This window comes from Methylomonas sp. PHL2-19 (assembly GCF_059331595.1).
In genome coordinates this window covers 1,767,545-1,786,935 of record NZ_CP196839.1, presented here as the reverse complement: position 1 = coordinate 1,786,935, position 19,391 = coordinate 1,767,545, and the positions used below count along the sequence as shown (strand labels likewise).

The 19,391-nt window shown below is 51.4% G+C and carries 21 protein-coding genes; 8 read left to right on the top strand and 13 right to left on the bottom strand.

Features of this window, described 5'->3' with window-relative positions; translation table 11 throughout:
- The first annotated feature begins 359 nt into the window (after positions 1-359).
- Entirely contained in the window at positions 360-1,298 is a 939-nt protein-coding gene (locus tag ACR02O_RS08505; RefSeq protein WP_458136885.1) for a hypothetical protein, read from the top strand.
- 57 nt (positions 1,299-1,355) lie between these two features.
- On the opposite strand, the gene ACR02O_RS08500 is transcribed toward ACR02O_RS08505, so the two are convergent.
- Positions 1,356-1,910 carry a copper resistance protein NlpE gene (locus ACR02O_RS08500; protein WP_494523200.1) on the bottom strand — a complete coding sequence of 185 codons (555 nt, stop codon included), beginning with the start codon at positions 1,908-1,910 and terminating at the stop codon, positions 1,356-1,358.
- Positions 1,911-2,124: 214 nt separating this feature from the next.
- Positions 2,125-2,457 carry a hypothetical protein gene (locus ACR02O_RS08495; RefSeq protein ID WP_033155638.1) on the bottom strand — a complete coding sequence of 111 codons (333 nt, stop codon included), beginning with the start codon at positions 2,455-2,457 and terminating at the stop codon, positions 2,125-2,127.
- A 440-nt stretch (positions 2,458-2,897) separates the two neighbouring features.
- Between ACR02O_RS08495 and ACR02O_RS08490 the strand changes: the two genes are divergently transcribed.
- The 5 genes from ACR02O_RS08490 (at position 2,898) to ACR02O_RS08470 (ending at position 6,728) form a co-directional block, all read left to right on the top strand.
- Complete coding sequence (locus ACR02O_RS08490) at positions 2,898-3,050, top strand: hypothetical protein (protein ID WP_051669688.1); 153 nt, start codon at positions 2,898-2,900, stop codon at positions 3,048-3,050.
- A gap of 9 nt (positions 3,051-3,059) precedes the next feature.
- Positions 3,060-3,584 carry a cupredoxin domain-containing protein gene (locus tag ACR02O_RS08485; RefSeq protein WP_033155639.1) on the top strand — a complete coding sequence of 175 codons (525 nt, stop codon included), beginning with the start codon at positions 3,060-3,062 and terminating at the stop codon, positions 3,582-3,584.
- Positions 3,577-5,196, top strand: coding sequence for a b(o/a)3-type cytochrome-c oxidase subunit 1 (locus ACR02O_RS08480; protein ID WP_458136883.1), 1,620 nt, complete (start codon positions 3,577-3,579; stop codon positions 5,194-5,196). Before ACR02O_RS08485 ends, ACR02O_RS08480 begins: the two co-directional genes overlap by 8 nt.
- Before the next feature lie 2 nt (positions 5,197-5,198).
- Positions 5,199-5,846 carry a c-type cytochrome gene (locus ACR02O_RS08475; protein WP_494523199.1) on the top strand — a complete coding sequence of 216 codons (648 nt, stop codon included), beginning with the start codon at positions 5,199-5,201 and terminating at the stop codon, positions 5,844-5,846.
- A gap of 90 nt (positions 5,847-5,936) precedes the next feature.
- Entirely contained in the window at positions 5,937-6,728 is a 792-nt protein-coding gene (locus ACR02O_RS08470) for an Aq_1264-related membrane protein (RefSeq protein ID WP_445368303.1), read from the top strand.
- Between the two features lie 76 nt (positions 6,729-6,804).
- Here ACR02O_RS08470 and ACR02O_RS08465 read toward each other — a convergent pair whose 3' ends face one another.
- The 11 genes from ACR02O_RS08465 to rsxA all read right to left on the bottom strand — a co-directional run bounded on the left by ACR02O_RS08465 (position 6,805) and on the right by rsxA (position 15,955).
- Positions 6,805-7,734: an HDOD domain-containing protein gene (locus tag ACR02O_RS08465; RefSeq protein WP_494523198.1), complete on the bottom strand. Its 930-nt coding sequence runs from the start codon at positions 7,732-7,734 to the stop codon at positions 6,805-6,807.
- Between the two features lie 11 nt (positions 7,735-7,745).
- On the bottom strand, positions 7,746-9,050 hold the full coding sequence (locus ACR02O_RS08460; protein ID WP_494523197.1) for a sigma-54 interaction domain-containing protein: 1,305 nt from the start codon (positions 9,048-9,050) through the stop codon (positions 7,746-7,748).
- Between the two features lie 465 nt (positions 9,051-9,515).
- Positions 9,516-9,980: a bacterioferritin gene (gene bfr / locus ACR02O_RS08455; RefSeq protein ID WP_033155643.1), complete on the bottom strand. Its 465-nt coding sequence runs from the start codon at positions 9,978-9,980 to the stop codon at positions 9,516-9,518.
- 1 nt (position 9,981) lies between these two features.
- Positions 9,982-10,203: a (2Fe-2S)-binding protein gene (locus tag ACR02O_RS08450; RefSeq protein ID WP_033155644.1), complete on the bottom strand. Its 222-nt coding sequence runs from the start codon at positions 10,201-10,203 to the stop codon at positions 9,982-9,984.
- Between the two features lie 3 nt (positions 10,204-10,206).
- On the bottom strand, positions 10,207-10,470 hold the full coding sequence (locus ACR02O_RS08445) for an RnfH family protein (RefSeq protein WP_033155645.1): 264 nt from the start codon (positions 10,468-10,470) through the stop codon (positions 10,207-10,209).
- 3 nt (positions 10,471-10,473) lie between these two features.
- Complete coding sequence (locus ACR02O_RS08440) at positions 10,474-11,184, bottom strand: electron transport complex subunit E (RefSeq protein ID WP_033155646.1); 711 nt, start codon at positions 11,182-11,184, stop codon at positions 10,474-10,476.
- Between the two features lie 325 nt (positions 11,185-11,509).
- Positions 11,510-12,247 (bottom strand): electron transport complex subunit RsxG, encoded by a 738-nt coding sequence (rsxG, locus tag ACR02O_RS08435; protein WP_494523196.1) that lies wholly within the window; start codon positions 12,245-12,247, stop codon positions 11,510-11,512.
- An 8-nt stretch (positions 12,248-12,255) separates the two neighbouring features.
- Entirely contained in the window at positions 12,256-13,317 is a 1,062-nt protein-coding gene (locus ACR02O_RS08430) for an RnfABCDGE type electron transport complex subunit D (RefSeq protein WP_033155649.1), read from the bottom strand.
- Positions 13,314-14,816 (bottom strand): electron transport complex subunit RsxC, encoded by a 1,503-nt coding sequence (gene rsxC / locus ACR02O_RS08425; RefSeq protein WP_494523195.1) that lies wholly within the window; start codon positions 14,814-14,816, stop codon positions 13,314-13,316. Before rsxC ends, ACR02O_RS08430 begins: the two co-directional genes overlap by 4 nt.
- Positions 14,817-14,829: 13 nt before the next feature.
- On the bottom strand, positions 14,830-15,363 hold the full coding sequence (gene rsxB, locus ACR02O_RS08420) for an electron transport complex subunit RsxB (protein ID WP_033155651.1): 534 nt from the start codon (positions 15,361-15,363) through the stop codon (positions 14,830-14,832).
- Between the two features lie 10 nt (positions 15,364-15,373).
- Positions 15,374-15,955 (bottom strand): electron transport complex subunit RsxA, encoded by a 582-nt coding sequence (gene rsxA, locus ACR02O_RS08415; RefSeq protein WP_026147191.1) that lies wholly within the window; start codon positions 15,953-15,955, stop codon positions 15,374-15,376.
- Between the two features lie 275 nt (positions 15,956-16,230).
- On the opposite strand from rsxA, the gene nifL reads away from it, so the two are divergent.
- Both nifL and nifA read left to right on the top strand, forming a co-directional pair.
- Entirely contained in the window at positions 16,231-17,868 is a 1,638-nt protein-coding gene (nifL, locus tag ACR02O_RS08410) for a nitrogen fixation negative regulator NifL (protein WP_494523194.1), read from the top strand.
- Positions 17,861-19,387 (top strand): nif-specific transcriptional activator NifA, encoded by a 1,527-nt coding sequence (nifA, locus tag ACR02O_RS08405; protein ID WP_171694541.1) that lies wholly within the window; start codon positions 17,861-17,863, stop codon positions 19,385-19,387. Before nifL ends, nifA begins: the two co-directional genes overlap by 8 nt.
- The last annotated feature ends 4 nt before the right edge of the window (positions 19,388-19,391 follow it).

Below are 19,391 nucleotides of genomic sequence, written 5' to 3'. Positions count from 1 at the left end.
ACCGATACCTTACCTGCAACTTATTGAATTAAAACCTGACGCAGCGCCCAGCACTGGGATTGTAATACAGAACAGATACTCGAGCGTTTGCTGCGTAGTGTTTGCCTGCCTTAATATCCCTAGTTTTTACTTGAACATTTATTTCAAGCGGTGAATTTTTTTGTTCCCGAATAAACAGATATCCGCGCAAATAAACCACCGCCTTTTCTGGTCAAACACAAGCAAGCTCAGCCTAGTTTTCCGCAAAATATCAGCACTGGCAAACACTACAATTAGTGGCGTTAATATCCGTCCGATCAAAGGTTGTGTCATTTACGCCGCATTATGCTAACGTAAATTTTTTTTTGCTTGGAACCACGATGAAACGATCCACTCTTGCCATCATTCTGACATGCTGTTCGTCGGGTATTTTTGTCCCATCAGCCTTTGCAATCACTACGCCGGCAGATCAGGATAAATTGCGCATTCATACCAGCATGCCTCGAAGAACCAGCGATTCGCTGTTTTCATACACGGCGGAATGGCGTATCGACGATGGGGAGCTATATCGTTCTACCGGCTTGAGCTTTCTGAATGCACACAAGTTTGATGATCCGACACAGGCTCACGCCGTCACCAAAAAACTACTTACATCAATGAAAGACGGCATGATTCAGCTCGATCCGAATTGGCGCGGCATCACTATTACCCAACCGCCGGAACAAGCAGAATTAATCATCGCCAACAAAACCGGCTATTCGTTGACCACGGTAACGGTTAGAGATTACAGCAACCAAGGCTTGCGTTTCGATCTTGCCGATAAAAATTTCAACGCCGACGGCGTGCAAGTGGCTTTTGATTTGGTGTTCAGCGCGGATGTCGAATATCTGGACGGCTTTTCCTCGAAAAAAGCCCTCACCGCCTCACAAGGCGAAATCGAGATTAAGATAGACGACCAAAAACCGATTCATATCAAAACCGACGGTAAAACCACTCGCGAACTCGAGCAAGAAATCGCCAAACAGTTGAGTGTCTCTCACCTTGCTGAAACACCGCTTTATCCTGGCATGGTCAGCAACGATACCCGCAACAACAAACCGTTCGATGGCAGCGAAGTGCAATTTTTAAATCTTGCCGCCAAATCGATTGCCATTGACATTACCGACCCCGCCTTGGGCGTACTCGCCAAGTTCAAATTCAAAGACGAAAATCATTCGGTGAAGGTCGTGGAACCGCGTTTCATGCTTGGCGCGTTGGCCTTGACGGTACTTTTAGCCATTGTCTATTTTCGGCGTAAAAACCAACAGAAATCGATATAGCAGATCTAATTTCCGGATGGCCGCCAGCGCGCGCGGCCACCCGGCCTAACGTTTAAATCAATGCCCGGAATGTTCAGGCTGCTTATCGGTGACGCTGGTTCGACGCAAAATGTAGCGATCAGCAAGTTTGCCGGTGAACCGGTTGCCGTTACCATCCAACTGAATCAACGCATCTTTTTCAACCAGATATTGCTGGGAAGTTGCGCCATTCTTTGGCGTCAAAACCAGAGTGTTGGCTTTTTCGCCAGGGGCAAACTTACCCTTTTCAGTAAACTCCCTTTCCGATTTCCCCAAAAATTGGGTCATCAGCAGATAACTGCCGTTTTTGTTCAAAGCCAGCGTGGTTTTCACGCCGATGCAGTCGGCACAGGGGGTTAGGCCATTATAAATCCCCGGCCAATCCATACTCTTGTGTTCGTGATGAGCATCCTTGTCGTCAGTCCCCGCCGTTTCGGCAAGTACTGGATTAAAAGCAGAAAAAGCAGCCATCACCAGAAAAATGACCAGATTTTTTTTTAATTTTGATCTAACTGTTCGCATATTTGCTCCTGAGCAAACCGTCGCTAATAATAATTTTTTGAGTACGTACCACTCTGGAAATCCTTTGTACACCGGAGTTCATTCACGAAAAGCCTGGCTAAGGAAAAATCTGCAGTAGACACCCCATGCCCACCGTTTGATTTCTATTCGTCGACCTAAGCGCATACAGTTGCTCATTTAAAGCCCCGCTTACAAAACCTCAGGATTCCAACTGCCTATTGTGGCATAGCTGCAAAGGATTGACTGATTTCAATCAACAAACATATTTAACGGAAGCAACAAAGCTTTAAAACGGAAATACCGATAGATTCAAACCGATCATCGCGACATTCATTACAAATCCGTAGTTAGCCATGGTTTTGCGGAGTTTCGACTTAAACATCGCCACGGCAGCCAACGCTAAGCCAACCAGATCCATCACGATAAAAGCCACCACTAAGAAGCGTAAGCCATCGCTGTTAGAGACGCCATCCGTAGCGGCATAGATCGGAAATAAAATAAATAACCAGATAACAAAGTTACAAGCTGCCAGCAACAACGCCGCATTAGAAAACCCAAGTAATCGAAATTTCACATGGCGGGGCGGCGTTTCTTGAAATTCGTTGATCGGTTGATTCATTGTGGCTACCACGGGTTAGTGATTCGACACGGACGCTTGCAAGCAGTTTTTCGGTGTTTCATGCCAGCGGATCCCGTTAACTTTTTTGGGGCAAACTAACGATTTGCACCAAATAGTGACACGACGACTTCGCCATTACCAGTTTTTTGGCTTTTTGGCTCACATCAGAGATTTCCAACCGCACAGGATTTCTAAATTTCCCGTCCTCCATGTCTTCCCCGCTCCGGTAAATACCGAGGCCGTTCTCGGCGCGCTTTCAGCCCACCCTCCTCTAACAATTAGTACCGCTGATTTATTGCTTTCGGTTAGCCCGGCGCTAAAGGTATGATTACCCTAGCAATCAGATGGTAAAGTCATCAGTAAGAATGACAAAGCCCCTGCTGTTCATGCCGTTGGTTGCCAACCTAATTCCTATCAAAACGCATACAAGAAGGAAGGATATGAACAATCTCTCAGAAGAAGAACGTCAAAAAATTTTGCAAAGCTCGCCGGTGGGCACTTGGGCGCTGATGTTGATAGTCGGCGGCGGCATGGTCGTAGCCTGGCTGTTGATGTACTACGGCATCTTTTTGCCTCGCGGCCATATCGGTTAAGGGGGAGACATGCATATCGATAAACTGGAAAAAAACTGGGCCGGTATCTCGTTGGGGATAGCCGGCCTGTTTGTGACCGTCATTTTAGGGTCGGCGTTTTTTCACGGCATTCACGCGCCGAGTAACGTCGAAACCATAGACTCCGCCAAACTGCATCTCTCAGCCGAGTTCGCCGAAGACAAGCTGGGTGTACAACATAATGCTAACGGTAGCGTCACCGTACGCATGGTGGCCGGGCGTTACGGCTTTTATCCGAAAGAACTCACCCTGCCCGCCGAAACCGAAATCACTTTTCGCTGGGTGAGTCTGGACGTAATCCACGGCGTGCATATGCCGATGACCAATATGAGCACGATGATCGTGCCCGGCTACGTTGCGCAGGTAAGCACCGCCTTTCATCACGCCGGCGAGTATCCCGTGCTGTGCAACGAATATTGCGGCATGGGCCACGCGCATATGTGGAGCAACATCAAAGTGGTGAGCAAGGCGCAATGGGAAGCGCTCAATAAACAAGGGGGAGCAAATCATGGATAACGCAGCGGAAAAAAAATTGGCGCTGACCCATTTCTGGGTGGCGTTTGGCTCGTTCGGGCTGGCGGCGGTGATGGGCCTGTATCAGGTCATCGAGCGTAGCGGCTTCTTCGGCTTTTTGGAATCGCGGGAAGTGTATTACGCCTCGGTCAGTACCCACGGGGTGTTAATGGGCTTTGTACTCACCACCTTTTTCATCATGGGCTTTGGCTATTATGTGGCCAACACCACCCTGAAACTACCGGTCTGGAATAAGACTTTTGCCTGGACCGGCTTCGGCGTGGCCCTGACTGGCGTAGTCTTGGCGGCATTACCGTTGCTGCTAGGCCAAGCTTCGGTGCTGTTTACCTTTTATCCGCCATTGATGGCGCATCCGCTGTTTTACATCGGAGCAACCTTATTGGTCGTCGGCTCCTGGTTTTGGTGCGTGTCGATGATTGTCATGTACATGCAATGGAAAAAGATCAATCCGGAGCAACCCGTACCATTGGCGATGTTCGCCACCACCGCGAACGCCATTTTATGGCTGTGGACCAGCGCCGGCGTAGCCGCCGAAGTGTTGTTCCAACTGATACCCTGGGCTTTGGGCTGGATCGATACCATCGATGCCGGCTTGGCGCGCACGCTGTTCGCCTGGACCCTGCATCCTATCGTTTATTTCTGGCTGATTCCCACCTACACGGCGTTTTATACCTTGGTACCCAAGCAAGCCGGCGGCTTTTTGTTTAGCGATGAGATGGCCCGGGCCGCATTCATCTTATTGGTGGTATTCAGCTTGCCGATCGGTTTTCATCATTTATACATGGACCCGGAACAAGGCCACGGCTGGAAAATCCTGCACGCGGTCGGTACCTTTGTCGTCACGCTGCCAACCTTCATCACCGGTTTTACCGTGATTGCCTCACTGGAAATCGCCGGTCGTTTGAACGGCGGCAAGGGCTTGTTCGGCTGGATTGCTGCCCTGCCCTGGAATAATCCCATGGTATTGGCCATCATTCTGGGCTTGTTGATGCTGATCTTCGGCGGCTTCGGCGGCTTGGTTAATGCCAGCTACGCGATGAACGCGATGGTGCACAACACCGCCTGGATTTCCGGACACTTCCATCTGATCTTCGGCGGCACCACTATCATCATGTACTTTGGCATTGCCTATTACTTCTGGCCGATTTTGACTGGCAAGCCGCTGTTCTGCCCGTCCATGGCCATTGCCCAGCTTTGGAGCTGGTTCATCGGCATGATTATCATGACCACACCTTGGCACATCTTGGGCTTGCTAGGCCAGCCACGCCGCATCGATAGCGTCAATTACAACAATCTGTTGACGATTTCCTGGGAACCCTACGAGGTCACGATGATTTTCGGCGGTTTGATCCTGGTCGTTTCGGCCGGCATGCTGGTTTACAACCTGTATAAAACCCATCTCGGCAGCGAAAGTTATCAGGGTGAAGTGGAATACGCCGAGCCGATTCACGCGGTCAGTAATCTGCCCGGCTATCTAAACAACTTCACCTTATGGAATATCGTGATCGGCGTGTTCATGCTGATCGCGTTCGGCTATCCGATCCTGCAATTCTTCTTGATGGAAACCTTTGGTTCAGGCAGATGGGGGGTCTGATCATGAAAAAACTCATTCTAAGCGCAGCATTATTGTTGCCCAGCGTGGCTTTTGCCCAGCCTTCCTCACAAGTCGCCTGGACTGCCGAACAGTTAAATTTCGTGAAAGCTGGCAATCCGCAAAAAGGCGAAGAACTGGCCAAGGCTTGCAGCGCCTGTCACGGCGAAAAAGGCATCAGTATCTCGGCGGCGTTCCCGTCGCTAGCCGGGCAATTGCCGACCTATTTGTACAAGCAATTGCAGGATTATGCCGACGGTAGCCGGGATAACGCGATGATGTCGGGCTTGGCCAAAACCCTGAGTAAACAGGACGCCGCCGATTTGGCAGCATGGTTCGGCTCGCAACCGCCAGCCTTCCAATCGAAAACGGTAATGGTCTATGAAAAAGCCGAAGCCTTGGTTAAAAACGGCAGCCGTGAGCGGGTGTTTCCACCTTGCGAAGTCTGCCATGGTGGCAACGGCAAGGGGCAAGCCGTCGATATTCCGGCCATCTCCGGCCAAAATGCCGATTACATCTCGGCCACACTGCATGCGTTTAAGGAAGGCTCTCGTCACAACGACATCTACAGCCGGATGCGCATCATCGCGCAAACCCTGACTGATGAAGAAGTCAGCGAACTGGGTTATTACTACCAAAATATCAAAAACTAATAATATGCTTGGCACGGGAGGCAAGGCTTTTGCCTCCCGTTTTAAACCTTGCGCTAAGCGATACCCTGCTCAATAACCCGGAAAACATCTATGTCTGATCGCAACCAAACACCTGTTAAATATGCGTACAAAGGCGCCAATCTGATCAGCTTCGGCCTCTCGATCAAATTGCTGTTCACCGGTTATCTAACGACGATAGCCGCCGGTTATTTGATGGCCTTAATCCAGATTTTGTTTACCCACGGCATGGCCGACGGCAAATTCGGTTTGTCGATGGACGATATTGTTTACAGCTACTATGGCGACCGCTCCGGTTCGGTGTTGGAATCCAAATTGAATGGATCGATGAAATACAACGCACCGGAACAGGAGCGTTTCAAAATCATTCAATGGGTCAGGGATGGCGGTGACGAAGCGGTTTATAACAAGGACATCAAACCCATCGTCGAGCAATTTTGCATAGGCTGTCATAGCGCCAATGCCGGTTCGTTGCCGGATTTCACCAAGTTTGAAAACTTAAAAAAGCTGACCGAATCAAACGAAGGCGCTACCTTTCAATCACTGACCCGCCTGTCGCATATCCATTTGTTTGGGATCAGTTTTATTTTTATGTTTGTCGGCATCATTTTCAGTTTTAGTACCGGTGTGCCTTGCAAATATAAATACCCCGCCATCGTGATGCCTTATTTGTTTCTACTGATAGACATCGCCTCGTGGTGGCTGACTAAACTCAATCCCCACTTCGCCTTGTTGGTGATTGTCGCCGGGGCCGGCTTGGGCGTTTCCTTTGCGTTTATGTGGACCGTGTCCATGTATCAAATGTGGGTACTGGGCGGCATTCTGAAGCAATCCGACCGCCGCAATGCAATATTGCGCGATTAATTGCTGAGTGGTGAGTTGCTTGATGGGGGCGCCGCAGAACTTGTAGGCGCCCAATTTGCGATGACAGGCGGGGAATTTAATCGGTAAGTTGTTCCGCAGTTGCTAGAATTTTCACTAAATCCTCATTCTGGCTATCGAGTATTTCCAGACAAACAGCCTCATCCAAACCCAGCAATTCCGGCACTTCTTCCGGACAGACCTGATTCGAGGCATCGCCTATGCCTAAACGTCCCAACAGGCAATCGCTGTAAAACGTCAGCAGATTCAGCTGGTGGTTTTCGCCGCGATAAAAGGGGTTGTGATGGTGATAGACAATATCGGTAATCATGCGCGGCATCGACCACACATTCATCAGCCAGGCGCCGATTTCGGCATGATTAAGCCCGAAGGCAAAAGTTTCCAGATTGAAAATCGCCAGACTGGGATTGGCGGTGATCAAGCCACTCAAATAACTAAATTCGTCAGGAAAACGATGCCCCAGTAAGGGGAAACCGATATTGTGCATCAAGCCTGATAAAAACAAGGCTTGCGGCTCCGGTCGCGTAGCGGCCGGCATAACGGCGGCCAACTGCGCCATCAAGCGGGTGCTGGCCAAGGCATGGGTCCAGAACATCCGCGTACCTATCTGCCCTTCCTTCGGCGATTTCAACGGTGCCAGCACAGCCAAACCCAAAGCCAAATCCAATACAAAATCAAACCCCAACACACGAGTAATCGCATCATGTACCGTCGTGATCTGGCCGCGATAACCGTAGAGCGCTGAACTGGCCCAACGGGTAATTTGCGCTGTCAATAAAGGGTCGAGTTCGATGATGTCGGCTAATTTGCGCGCATCCGCGCTGGGATCGGCGATCAGATTCAATATGCGCAGCGCGCTGCCGGGCAAAGGCGGCAGCGCTTTAATCTGGGCGATAGTCTCGCGCATGTCGCGCGGCGGGGTCAAACCGTTGCGTTGCCGGCTGCCAACGTTATCAAGCGTCCAGTTTATCAGGTTGGATTCCATCATTGCCCCGCCACTTAATTTAGATTGAGTCGGTTAAGTTTACGGTACAGCGTTCGTTCACTGATATTCATTTCCGCCGCTATCAACTTGCGATTCCCCTGATACTTGCTGATCAAACTATTGATAAACTCCGCCTCGAATTGCGCCATGCTGTTAATTGGCGGGGAATATGCATCTCCACTTGCCTCACTGGTGGCGGCCGGCTCCCCTACTGCTTGGCGCTGCATAAAATGTATGTCGGCTTCTTGAATGCTTTTATCCTGACACAAGCCGGCCGCCAATTGCAGACAGTTTCGCAGCTCGCGAATATTGCCGGGCCAAGCGTATTGGATAAGCTTGATTAAGGCCGATTGCGTCATTGTATAGCCGCTATCGGCCTCGGTGTTTAACTGCGCTAAAAAATGATCGATCAATAAGGGCAAGTCCTGTCTACGCTGCCTCAGTGGCGGCACTTCGACCGGAAACACCGATAAACGGTAGAACAAATCTTCGCGAAACCGACCGGCTTTGACCATGTCCGCTAAATTTCTATGCGTAGCACATACCACTCTGACATTGGCTTTTTGCATCGCCGTGCCGCCTACCCGCCGAAATTGGCCGCTTTCCAGGGCGCGCAGCAGTTTGGGCTGTTGCGACAGCGGCAAATCGCCAATCTCGTCGAAGAACAGGGTGCCATTGTTAGCTAATTCGAATAAGCCTTTTTTTGCAGATGTCGCGCCGGTAAACGCACCCTTTTCATGCCCGAACAATTCGCTTTCAAATAACTCTTCGCCCAGAATCGTACAATCGACAATCACAAAATTGCCATCCGCCTGCCGGGAATGGCTATGCACAAATTCCGCCGCCAATTCCTTACCGGTGCCGGTCTCACCCAGCAATAATACCGGTGCTTGCGTATCCGCCGCCTGTTGCAGCCGAGTTTTGTATTGTGCAAACGCCGTCGACTTACCGATCATGGCCGGTGCCTCGTTGCCTTTTGCCGCGGATCTTTTCAACACGGTTAGCGTTTCGCCTAAATACAATGTGGCATCGGCATCCAGCAACGGAAAACCGCGCGCACTGAAAGAACGCTGGGAACTGGCATCGTTGGTGTCGGCAAAAATACCGGCGTAGGCTTCCAGAGTTTGAAATAAGCGCTGATGGCGGCAATTGCGGTTATCGACGCAGCACGGTTGGCCGACCAAATTCTGCCGCATGACGCCAAAACTCTGTTCCCAAGCGCGATTCACTGCCACGATGCGTAAATCGGCGCCGATTATGATCAGCGGCAGATCATGAGTTTCCAGCAACGATTCCAGCGTAAAGGCACTGTGCGGCATAAATTCCTATCAATGTTTTCGGTGTTGTTAGCGCGTTAAAGGCCATTTAAACCCTTCAGCCCTTGGCATCAATGTTGCGCAATACCGCTAAGGATAACTCATTCATCACCAGGGAACACCTATCAAAGTTGGTCAACTGCCGTTATGAATACGCCTATGTTTTAACCCTAGGGCAAGCGAAGCAGCATAACTATAGCCTCAGATGCGCCTACTGAGTGGGTCATCAAAACCGCGATGGCGAGAATAGGTGTCTCATTCATCCCTCAACGATCAGGTGCGCCGGTATGCGAGCCACCGCTAATGACCGCAATCCAGTGAAAAAAGGGAGGTTAAGAATTTCAGGAAAATGCAAAGATGATGGACAACAACGATATGACAATCGTTGGCATACTGCAGCGTCGGGGCTTACTAACCAAACGGGGCCGGCAATCGGCCCCGTAAAGTTTTTTTGACTTGAGCGCCTATTTACATCTGCGATTGCAGATAGTTTTGAATACCGACTTTTTCGATCAGGTCCATCTGGGTTTCCAACCAATCGACATGCTCTTCTTCGCTTTCCAGAATGTGTTCAAACAATTCCCTGCTGACGTAGTCGTTGATGCTTTCACAATAAGCTATCGCCTCTTTCAACAAAGGCAAGGCCAGATGTTCCAATTTAAGGTCGCATTCCAGCATTTCCTTGGGGTTCTCGCCTATCATCAAACGGCCGAGACTTTGCAGATTGGGCAATCCTTCCAGAAACAAAATCCTTTCGATCAACTTATCGGCGTGTTTCATTTCGTCGATCGATTCGTGATATTCCTTTTCATTCAGCTTTTGAAAGCCCCAATTTTTGAACATCCGGGCATGCAAAAAATATTGATTGATGGCAGTTAATTCGTTTTCCAGTGCCTTATTTAAAAATTCGATTACTTTTTTATCGCCTTGCATGTCAAATCTCCTGGGTTTTTATGATTAGTTGGGCGTCATTCGCAGCCTGCAATAGCCGACATGCATTTTTTCTATCCAAAATTTGCGCAATGTCCTTGTTACATTTACCGCAATCGCCACCAACACCAAAACATTGCACCAACTGTTTCCGCGAGCATAAACCGCTGTCTATGGCAGCATCGAGCTGACTGTCGGTGACGGCTTTGCAGAGACACACGTACATGGGCTACGCTACTCGCCTGCGCTGAACTTGCGCGGGATCGGCGGTGATTTTACGATAAATCTCCACGCGGTCCCCTTCCTTAACCGACGCATCCAATTTAGCCAGTTTACCGAAAATCCCGACCTTTTGGTTCTCCAAATCGATCTCGGGATACTGCGTCAACACGCCGGACAATTCAATCACTTCGGCGATGGTACTGCCCTCCGGCACTTCCAGCCGCAACCAGAGTTGCCTGTCCGCCTGCGCATAACATACACCCACATTCATAGTTTACGCCCCTTCTTCCAAGACAACCGGATCAATAATGGTCGGTTCTGTAATTTTGGCCGCCGCTTTCCGGTCCAACAAGCGTTTCAATGCCACCATGAAACCCAGCATGATGAAGCCACCCGGCGGCAAAGCCATCAGCAAAAAACCTTTGTATTCCGGAATCAAAGTGGTTTCCAGAAACCGGAAACTTTCCCCCAACAGCACAGAGGCGTTGGCGAATAAAGTGCCGGCGGAACTAATCTCTCGCATCGCCCCCAGTACCACCATCGCCGCAGTAAAACCCACCCCCATCATCAAACCATCCCACATCGACGGCATCACCGGTTGCTTGGAAGCAAACGCTTCAGCTCGACCGAGAATGACGCAGTTGGTGACAATCAACGGGATAAACAGGCCCAGTACCTTATGCAACTCATGCATCCAGGCGTTTAGAAAAATATCCACCAAGGTCACCAACGCAGCAATCAGCAGCACGAAAATCGGGATGCGAATTTCAGATGGAATCAGATGCCGGCTAACCGATACGGCGGCATTGGATGCCACCATTACCACCATGGTCGCCAAGCCCATGCCCAAGCCGTTGGTTGCCGTCCCGGTCACTGCCAGCAACGGACACAGCGCCAGATTTTGGGTCAGCACGACGTTGTTGTCCCATAGGCCGTCGCGAGCGATTTTTCTGTATTGTTCTGAAAACAGAATCGAAAGATTCATGATGGTTTCTCCAAAAATCGTGAGCAAGTGTTAATACCTGAGAAGATTGCGACGATTTTCTTCCCGTATGCCGCGCCGAGCACCGAAGCGTTTGGCGAGACCAGCCCGATAGGGGAGCGGCATGGATGCCGCTCGTTTTCGGAGGGGCTGGGAAGCCCCTTTCGAAAACCCTCGCCAAACGCTTCGGAGCGCAGGAACAAAGCGGCGTTCGGGCCGCCTTTCTTTTGGATACTTTTCTTTGGCGGAGCAAAGAAAAGTATCGCGGCTGTCGGTCCGCGAACCGACATGCAAACTAAGCGTCGCGATAGCGACACCAAAAACACTATCAACTAGGCTGCAACAACTCCGCCTGATGCACCTTGTAAAACTCCAACCCCCGCTTGATGGCCTGTACGACCTTGCGCGGCGTAATCGTCGCCCCACTAAACTGATCGAACACCCCGCCGTCTTTCTTTACCGCCCATTGCTCGACGGTCAGGTTATTTAAGGATTTGCCGTTGAAAGACAGCACCCACTTGGACTTGGTCACTTCAATCTTATCGCCCAATCCCGGTGTTTCGACATGAGCGATAACCCGCACTCCTAGGATTTCGCCTTTGCTGTCAATACCCATCACCAAACTGATCGGCCCGGCGTAGCCATCAGGTGCGACGAATTTAAAACAGACCGCGCTAACCAAACCAGCCTTTTTAGCCAGATAGACCTCAGTTTGTTCTGCACCCAAATTGGCATCGGCAGATGGCAGCAGCACACTGTCTTTCAGCAGGTTGTTATCGTAAAGCTCTGCCGGAACCACTTGCTCCAGGTTGGCCTGTAGATCTTCCTGCAAGCGCAGCTCTATCACGCCGCGTGTCGCCAGATCTGCAACACCCAATAAAATCGCCGCCAGCAATGCAAATCCCCCCAACACGCCGGCCTGATACTGTAATAGCGGCCGCAGTTGTTCCAAATTTCCTGGCTCCAGCCACACGGCCAGTTTTTGCCTAAAGTTACTCAAGATACGCAAGGCGTACTCTACATATTGGTTGGCTTTAGGAGGTAATTTAACGGGTTCTGAATTCATGACCAGTCTCAGGAATTGGAAATATCGAGCGGCTTGCCGTTACGATAGCGGCCATAAATTCTGGGCCGGATGTAATGATCGATCAGCGGCGTAACCGAGTTCATCAATAAAATCGCAAAACCGGTGCCTTCCGGATAGCCGCCCCAAGAGCGGATCACGAAAATCAATAAACCACAGCCGGCCCCAAAAATCACTTGGCCTAAAGGTGTGTTAGGCGACGTGACATAATCGGTGGCGATAAAGAACGCTACCAACATCACCGCGCCGGAATTCAAATGCACCCAGGGTCCAAGGTAATGTTGACTATCCCAAGCATGAAAAATCGTCGACAACAGAAGGATACTGAACAGCAACGAGACAGGGATGTGCCATTTGATGACCCCTTGGCGCATCAGCCAAATGCCGCCGGCTAGTAATAATAAAGACGAGGTTTCCCCCAAACTGCCGCGCTCCCAACCAAGAAACGCTAAAAATCCCGAATATTCGATCAAACTGCCGGGCAACAGCCGGTTTTGCGAAAACTCAGTCTTGACCCAACCCAACGTCGTGGCGCCGGTCACCGCATCCGGGTTTTCCAAACCGCTAAAGGTGATCGCTAAGCTATCGATCACGCCGGGCCCGGTGAACAGAGGCGATACGTTGGCCCAGGTAGTCATCTCGATAGGAAAGGAAATCAGCAAAGCCACCCTGGCCAGCATGGCTGGATTGAACAGGTTTTGCCCCAAGCCGCCGTAGACATGCTTGCCCAACACAATGGCCAGCGCCGAGCCAACCACGCCTATCCACCAAGGCGCCCAAGGCGGCAGAGTCATAGCCACCAGTAGACCGGTGACGATCGCCGAACCGTCGCGCAAATAAGGCATTGCCGCCACACCTTTCATCTTCAGGCACAAGCCTTCGAAAGCCATGGCAGACAGCACGGTCACCGCCAGCAAATACAAAGCCGGCCAGCCGAACAACAACACGCCACAGGCCGTAGCCGGTGCCAGGGCAATAATCACCAAACGCATGATTTGATCGACGCGGCGGGTGGCCGCCACGTGAGGCCCGCTAATCGGTTTATTACTCATACGGTTTCCTCTGCTGGCGCTGCTTGCGCCTGTTGTGCGGCAGCCAAACGGGCGGCTCTGGCTTCCTGAGCACGCAAAGCTTCCGCTTCGGCTTCCAATCTGGCTCGTTCCATCCGATTATTTCTGTCTTCGACTAAACGCTTGGTTTGTTCAGCCTTGTGCTCGGCTTGTTGGCGTTTAACTAACTCGCCGGAAGCGAATTTAAAGTAATGCACCAAGGGTATATTCGACGGGCAGACATAAGAACAACTGCCGCAGCTAATGCAATCTTTTAGGCCCAAATCAACCGCTGAGTCCAACTGATTGGCTTTGATCCGGCTAGCCATTTCCAAGGGCAACAAACCCACCGGGCAAGCGGTCACGCAACTGGAACAGCGAATACAAGGCTGTATAGCCGGCTCGTCGATGTCGGCATGCGATAAGGCCAGGATGCCGTTGCAGGCTTTCACCACCGGTACTTCGGCAATTGGCAAAGCGTCGCCCATCATCGGTCCGCCCATCACTAAGCGGGCCATTTTCGACTTTTCCAATCCGCAAAACGCCAATACTTCCGACATCAAGGTGCCGATGGGCACTTCCACATTTCTGGGTTTGGCAACGGCCGCGCCGGAGACAGTAACCACCCGGCTAATCAAGGGTTGTCCCAAGCAAATGGCTTGATAGACGGCAAAGGCAGTAGCGACGTTGTGCACCACCACCCCAATGTCCGTGGCTCGCCCGTCGGCGGGAATTTCCTGGCCGGTTAAATAACGCAACATTTGCCTATCCCACCCCATCGGATAGCGGGTCGGCACTTGCGCCACCACGATATTGGGAAAATCCCGGGCGGCCGTTTGCATGGCCGCGAAAGCTTCGGGTTTATTATCTTCGATACCCACCATAGCCTTCGGGGCATCCATGCCGCGCAACATTAACCGGATGCCGGCAACGATTTGCTCCGCGCGCTCTTGCATCAAACGGTCATCGCAAGTCAGATAAGGCTCGCATTCACCGGCATTAATCAGCAAGGTATGAATCTTGTTTTTACGCCCCAAACTGAGTTTGACCGCCGACGGGAATACCGCTCCGCCTAAACCCACCACACCGGCGGCGGCGACTCGTTGGCATATTTCTTCCGGTTCGAGTTGAAATGGGTCTTCCGGAACGATTAACTCGGCCCATTGCTCTTTACCGTCGCTTTCAATTACCACGGTGCGAATCGGCAGGGCTGACGGATGCGGTGCAGGAAAATCTTTGACGTCGGCGATAATGCCCGATGTTGGTGCATGCACAGGCGCCGAAATGGTGCCTTGGCTATAGGCCAGCAATTGGCCCTTCAGTACTTTCTCGCCGACCTTCACCACTGGCTCGGCAGGCTTGCCGACATGCTGTTGCACCGGAATGTACAATTTCTTAGGTATTGGAAAATCGGTAACAATGCTAAGCGGAGAGGTTTCGGATTTGTGCTCTTCGGCATGGATACCGCCGCGCAAACGGGGATTTTCGAACAAGGCGAACATAGGTGTCTCCGTCTCAAGCGGCCAGCGGTTTGGGCCAGCGCCAGTTGCGCAAGGTCACTTCCACAGGGTGCATTTGCAGACATTCGGTAGGACAGACTTCCACACATTTCTTGCAGCCGATGCAGGCATCCGCCACCACCGCGTGGATTTGTTTGGGTGCGCCGACGATGGCGTCTGTAGGACAAACCTTGAAGCAGCGGGTGCAGCCGGTGCAAGTTTCTTCACTGACTCTGGCCACCATCGCTTCTTGGTCTTGGGTTTGGCTCAAATCGACATCAACACCCAGTAATTTGGCCAGTTGTTCCACCAGCGACGTACCGCCCGGCGGGCATAATGTCACCGGCGCGGCGCCGGACACCACAGCCTCGGCAGCCGGCCGGCAACCGGGGAAGCCGCATTGGCCGCATTGCGAACCGGGCATTAAGGCTTCAACTTTCTCGATTAACGGATCGGACTCCACCTTCAGATATTTAGCGGCAATCCCCAAAGCCACGCCCAGCAACAATCCCAGCGATGTCAAAATAACGATGGCAGATAAAACGTACATGATGTGCCTCTTATTTGCTGTAAAGCCCCGCGAATCCCATGAATGCCAGCGACAGGATGCCGGCGGTGATAAATGCGATGGGGGTGCCGGAAAAAAGCGCCGGCACTGCCATGAGCGCTAAGCGTTCACGTAGGCCGGCGAAGAGCACCATCACCAGGGTAAAACCCATTGCCGAACCAAAGCCGAACAGCAGGCTTTGCACGAAATTGTATTTCTCTTGGATGTTAAGTAAGGCCACACCCAACACCGCGCAATTAGTCGTAATCAGCGGTAAAAAAATCCCCAACACCTGATACATCACCGGGCTGGTTTTATGTATCACCATCTCGGTAAACTGTACTACCGCGGCGATCACCAAGATAAAACCCAGCACGCGCAGAAAACCGATATCGAACGGTATCAGTAAACGATGCTCCAGCACCCAGCTGGCCGCGGACGCCAGCGTCAAGACAAACGTGGTCGCCAAACCCATTCCCAATGCAGTGTCCAGCTTGTTGGAAACCCCCATGAACGGGCATAACCCCAAGAACTTGACCAACACGACATTGTTGACCAAGGCTGTACCCAATATCAGAAGTAAGTATTCGCTCATCGTTTTCGACCCGGTGTTTTGCAACAAGACAGCATCATTTATGCCAACGCCTTAAAAACGCCGTAACTCCCCATTTCAGTGCAAAACCGCAAGATTTGCCACCGACATCTCTGTCCTAAAAAACACAGAGCCGGAACAAGTACAGTTAAATTTGTCGTAAACCATACAAATCGCCGGGATTTTCCAATAGCAGCTAAGCGAAAACTCATTTGGCTCTCTAATTGCATGTATTTTTCCAACTTAAGCCCAGAAAAAACACGCGAGAACCATTTGCCATGACCAAATCCACCCCTGACTACCTGCAAGGCCAGATTGAGATTGAAACGGCCGATATACTATCGCCAGCCATCGGCCCTAGAGGGCAATCGCCAAGAAGCGGCAAAACCTCTAAAACACTGCCTTTCTCTTTGTTTGTTAAGGCCGTAGAGCAAGCGCCGGTGGCCATTTCGATCACAGATAAAAAAGCCAATATCCTTTACATCAACCAAGCCTTTACCGACGTGACCGGCTACAACGCCGCTGAAATTTTGGGCCAAAACGAATCAGCGCTGTCCGACAAGTCCACACCCAGACAGATTTATTATGATTTGTGGCACACCATTTCCCGTAAGCAGGTTTGGCACGGCCAATTGGTCAATCGGCAAAAAATGGGGCAACGCTACCTGGCTGATCTGACCATCGCGCCGATGCTGGACGACCGCGGCGCCATCAGTCATTACATTGGTATGCACCGCGATGTCACCCAGGCACACTACGCGGAACAACAAGTTAACAACCAAAAGCAATTGATCGAATCGGTACTGAACGCTTCGCCGGTGGCGATGGTGGTGCTCGATTCGGACAAACGGGTCGTGCTCGATAATCAGATGTACAAAATGTTGATCAGCGAACTCGACAAAAAAGAGCCCGCGCTGTTCTTTCTGGAAGCGCTGGAGCAAGACATGGGCGACTTGTGGGGCGACAACATCGATCGGCAACAAGGTTTTGCCAATCGCGAGGTACGAATTGAAAGCGCGGGGCTTAAAGGCACGCGCTGGTTTTCCTGCTCCGGCAACTGGTTTATCGAAAACGATGTCTGCGCCGACAGCTTCTTCGCCAGACAATCCAAAGACTATCTACTGTTGACCATTAACGACATCAGCCCCTTGCGCCGGCAGCAGGAAAAGCTACAGATACAGACTTTGCGCACCATGTTGGCGGAAGAAGAACACATCCGCAGCATCCGCGAAACCTTGCTCGGCGCAATGCACCAGATTCGCCAGCCCTTGAACCAAATTCACGCGGCGATTCAAATCATGACGCAACGCAACGACGCCAACAATAGTCCAATCCGCGATCTATTGGGCCAAGTGCAAAAAATGGGCGAAGAAACGCTCGCCACTCTGCAACGCTGCGTACCGGAAATTCCGGAGTCCGCGGTGGTGCCGGTGAACTTGAATCAGCTGTTGCACGAAGTGATGCTGCTGTATAGCACCAAGTTTTTGGCAAACGGCATCGTAGTGGATTGGCTGCCCAACCCGGTGTTACCCAATATCCTCGGCTCCGAAAACAAGTTACGCATGTTGTTCAAGCAATTGATCGACAATGCGGTCAACGCAATGAATCGTGCTGGCAGCCAGGAACGCATCATCAAAATTAGCACGGCTATCGAGCATGATTGGGTTTGCGTGTCGATAGCCGATTCCGGCCCCGGCATACCTGCCAACCAACGGAGCAAAGTATTCGAACCGTTTTTTACCACCAATCAAAGCACCGCCGGCGTCCAGGCCGGCATGGGACTGGTCATGAGCAAGGAAATCGTCAATCAGCATAACGGCATGATAGAAATCGACCCGCAATACAAAAACGGCTGTAGTTTTAAAATTAGCTTTCCCTGTCAAAAAAACCTAGCGATGGTGAACATCCATGAGTGATCGTTTATTGCTGGTTGAATCCGAACTGGATACGCTATTTCTGGTCAGTCAATTGCTGAATAGCACGCATGACTTGCGCACCAAGCTGAAAGGCATCCTGGAGATTTTGCACAAGCGTAACGGCCTGCATTTCGGCATGATTACCCTACGCGATGTCGATGACGACAGCATGAGCATTTGCGAGATCTACGGCGAAGGCATAGACCGCTCGGTACGTTACCAACCGGGCGAAGGTCTGGTCGGCGCTATCCTCGACGAAGGCAGCACGATTGTGGTGGAACGCATCGCCGACGAGCCGCGTTTTTTAAGCCGCTTGGGCGTGTATAACCCGGATTTACCGTTTATCGGCTCCCCGCTGGCCATCGAACAAGGCGAAGTGGTCGGCATTTTAGCCGCGCAGCCTTGTACTTCGACGTTTTTGGGCGAGCGCGCCCGCTTCATGGAAATGGTCGCCAACCTGATCGCCCAAAGCGTGAACATGCTGCGTGTAATGGAACGCAAGCAAAACGAACTAGCTAGCGAACGCGACTATTTAAAACAAACACTGGTCAAAAACTACCGCTTCGAAAACATCATCGGGCATTCCGAACCGATGCTGAAAGTATTCGACATCATCCGCCAAGTGGCGAAATGGCATACCACGGTGCTGATCCGCGGCGAATCCGGCACCGGTAAGGAAGTGGTCGCGAGCTCGATACACTTTAACTCAGCCTGCGCCAACGGCCCGTTTCTAAAATTGAACTGTGCAGCCTTGCCCGACACCTTGCTCGAATCGGAATTATTCGGCCATGAGAAAGGTGCATTCAGCGGCGCAATCGGCCAACGCAAGGGCCGCTTCGAACTGGCAGACAACGGCACGCTGTTTCTCGATGAAATCGGTGAGATCTCGGCGTCTTTTCAGGCCAAATTGTTGCGCGTGCTGCAAGAAGGCGAATTCGAGCGGGTCGGCGGCGTCCGCACTTTAAAAGTGAATGTGCGCATCATTGCCGCCACCAACCGCAATCTGGAGCAGGAAGTCGCCGAAGGCAATTTCCGCGAAGATTTGTATTACCGCTTGAATGTGATGCCCATCAATATGCCGCCGCTGCGCGAGCGTATCGAAGACATTCCGGAACTGGCCAGCTTTCTATTAAATCGAATTTCCCGCCAACAAGGTGGCCGGCCTCTTGAAATCAAGGAAAGCGCGATCCGGATTTTGATGAAACACGACTGGCCGGGCAACGTTCGCGAATTGGAAAACCGTTTGGAACGCGCCGCCATCATGAGCCAGGAAGGCATTATCGACCGCGACGTGATTGCCAGCACCGGCCTGGAAAACGAAATAGGCATCAGCCGCACCCCGCAATCGATAAAACACATCGATCTGCACGACGAAAACATGGACGAACGGGAGCGGGTGATTGCCGCGTTGGAGCAAAGCGGTTGGGTACAAGCCAAAGCCGCGCGCTTGCTGGATATGACACCTAGGCAGATTGCTTATCGGATTCAGACCTTGAACATCAATGTTAAGCAGATTTAGAAAA